Raw genomic sequence first — 2,724 nt, forward strand, 5'->3', positions numbered from 1 at the left:
TTTGCACAAGCGTGGCAACAGTGAAAAATCGCAACAAAAAGTAAAAAACAAAGTAAATTAATAACGGTAAAGTATCAGCATTTTAGCCACGCCTGATGCAAAGCCACAAAACGTTATGCCCAATGCTATGACGACCGTGCAACAGACGAACATTGTAGCTTGACATCAAACTTTTGTGTAAAACTTGACGACTAAACAGGACAGATTTAAACCTTAAAAATATTAACTTAGCAACATCCATTTTAAGACAAGAATGAAGAAAAAATTAACGATAGAAACATTAATAAAAGAAGCCCAAATTTTCTGTGCTGAACAATCCAAGTTTCAGCACAAAGAACTGTTTGGAGTAACGGACGGCAAAGCCGTTGGGACACTGATTGAACAGAAATTTCAAAAGCACTTAAACGACAAATACGAAGTTACAATTGGTTCTTCTGCAAGCGGTGTTGACCTGCCTTCTGACGATATTTTAACTGACATCAAAGTAACTTCGATAAAACAGCCTCAATCATCTTGCCCCTTCAAAGACGCTAAACAAAAGGTTTTCGGGCTTGGTTATAACTTGCTTGTTTTCGTTTACGACAAAGCTGACGACCCGAAAAGTAAAACAGCAACTTTGAATTTTGTAAGTTGTTCTTTTGTTGCAAAAGAAAGAACGGCTGACTATACAACAACTTATCGTTTAAGAGAAATGGTTAAGGATAAAGCTAATGAAGCCGACATTATTGCTTACTTGCAAGACAAAAATATCCCAGCAGACGAAATAACATTATCGAAATTAGCGGAGCAAATCTTAAAAACTCCACCTGAACAGGGTTACTTGACTATTTCAAACGCTTTACAATGGAGATTACAATATCAACGAATTGTAACTCTTACAGATGAAGTAAAAGGAATAACCAAAATTGTAAGCTATAATAAACCTCAATGATGAAAGTATTTGAAGCAAATATTACTCATCAAGTTTCAGATTACTTAAATGACAATCTGAAAAGGATTACATCTTTTGAAAAGGCAAATCAAAAAATGTATGATGCCTTTGGCATCATACATTTTTTTGATAATGATGAAGAATTAGAAAGGCTTAAAGAAGTTCTTTCAATTACTAATAATATTGTTGAAGAACCCGACAGAGCAGAATATGGCGACTTTCAAACCAATTCAGATTTGGCGAATAAAGTTACGTTACACTTATCTTCAAAAACCATTTCGCCAGAAGTTGTAATTGAGCCAACCTGTGGAAAGGGAAATTTTATTATTGCTTCATTACGCAACTTTAAAAGTATTAAAAATATTTTCGGTGTTGAAATTTACAAACCTTACGTTTGGGAAACCAAATTCAACATTGCAGATTTTTTTCTTTCTAATCCAAATTCAAACAAGCCAGAAATTTCAATAGTTCATTGCAATGTTTTTGATTTCGATTTTAAAGAAATAGCTAAGAAACATTCAACGAACGATATTTTAGTTATCGGTAATCCACCTTGGGTAACTAATTCAAAATTGGGTAGTTTAAATTCAACAAACCTTCCGAAAAAAACAAATTTTAAAAATCATAGCGGTTTAGATGCGATGACAGGAAAAGGCAATTTCGATATTGCTGAATTTATAACGCTGACTATGATTGAGACCTTTCAAAATATGAAAGGAAATTTATTGTTGTTGGTTAAAAATTCTGTTATCAAAAACATTGTCTTTGACCAAAACAAAAATCGTTACAAGATTTCAGCTATTGAAAAACACTGTATTGATAGCAAAAAAGAGTTTAATGTTTCGGTAGAAGCAGCTTTGTTTTATTGCAAACTAAATTCACTACCGACATTTGAATGCACAGAATTTGATTTTTACAACAATCTAAAATCTCAACTCAAATTCGGTTGGTTGAACGATAAATTTGTTTCAAACATTGACACTTACATTCACACGAAAGAAATTGACGGAGAATGTCCTTTTGTCTGGCGACAAGGTTTAAAACACGATTGTTCTACTGTAATGGAGTTAGACAAAGTGAACGGACATTATGTAAATGGACTTAATGAAGAAGTGAAATTGGAAGATGGTTTAGTTTACGGTATTCTCAAAAGTTCTGACCTTAAAAACACAGTAATTAATCAAACACGAAAGTTTACGATTGTTACTCAAAAAAAAGTTGGACAAGAAACAAAATATATTAAAACTGAATATCCTAAAACTTATCAGTACCTGACAGAGCATCAAGCAAATTTCGATGCAAGAAAATCAAGTATCTATAATAACAAACCTTTGTTTTCAATATTTGGTATTGGAGACTATTCTTTCAAACCTTTCAAGGTTGCCATATCAGGACTTTACAAGACATTTCATTTTACGCTTATTCTGCCACAGGACAATAAACCTGTAATGCTTGACGACACTTGTTATTTGATAGGTTTTGACAAAATAGAATTTGCCGTTTACGCATTAATTCTTTTAAACTCCAATACGACAGTTCAGTTTTTGCAATCAGTAACTTTCCCGGACGCTAAAAGGACTTTTACAAAAGACGTTTTAATGAGAATTGACCTTTTAGAATTAGCAAAACAAATTGACAAAGCAGACTTACAAACAGAACTTGAAACGCTAAACGAGAAGTATAAATTCAATTTGACACTTGACTTGTGGGACAGTTTTATTAGCGAAATGACACCTGTAAACAATGGACAAATGGCAATGTTTGCATAGACCGAAAAAAGAAGCACTGGGCAT

At 33.1% G+C, this 2,724-nt stretch carries 2 protein-coding genes; both read left to right on the forward strand.

Annotated elements, in window-relative coordinates:
* Positions 1–253: 253 nt before the first annotated feature.
* Positions 254–931: a type II restriction-modification system restriction endonuclease gene (locus tag IAI56_RS15435; protein WP_187658711.1), complete on the forward strand. Its 678-nt coding sequence runs from the start codon at positions 254–256 to the stop codon at positions 929–931.
* Positions 928–2,700: a hypothetical protein gene (locus tag IAI56_RS15440; protein ID WP_187658712.1), complete on the forward strand. Its 1,773-nt coding sequence runs from the start codon at positions 928–930 to the stop codon at positions 2,698–2,700. The genes IAI56_RS15435 and IAI56_RS15440 overlap by 4 nt, the downstream gene beginning before the upstream one ends.
* Positions 2,701–2,724: the final 24 nt, after the last annotated feature.

The organism is Flavobacterium macrobrachii, from assembly GCF_014486675.1.
In the GTDB taxonomy this organism is placed as follows: Bacteria; Bacteroidota; Bacteroidia; order Flavobacteriales; family Flavobacteriaceae; genus Flavobacterium; species Flavobacterium macrobrachii.

Coding starts and splice junctions, on each gene's coding strand:
- IAI56_RS15435 (WP_187658711.1), top strand. CDS start 254: ATGAAGAAAAAATTAACGATAGAAACATTAATAAAAGAAGCCCAAATT.
- IAI56_RS15440 (WP_187658712.1), top strand. CDS start 928: ATGATGAAAGTATTTGAAGCAAATATTACTCATCAAGTTTCAGATTAC.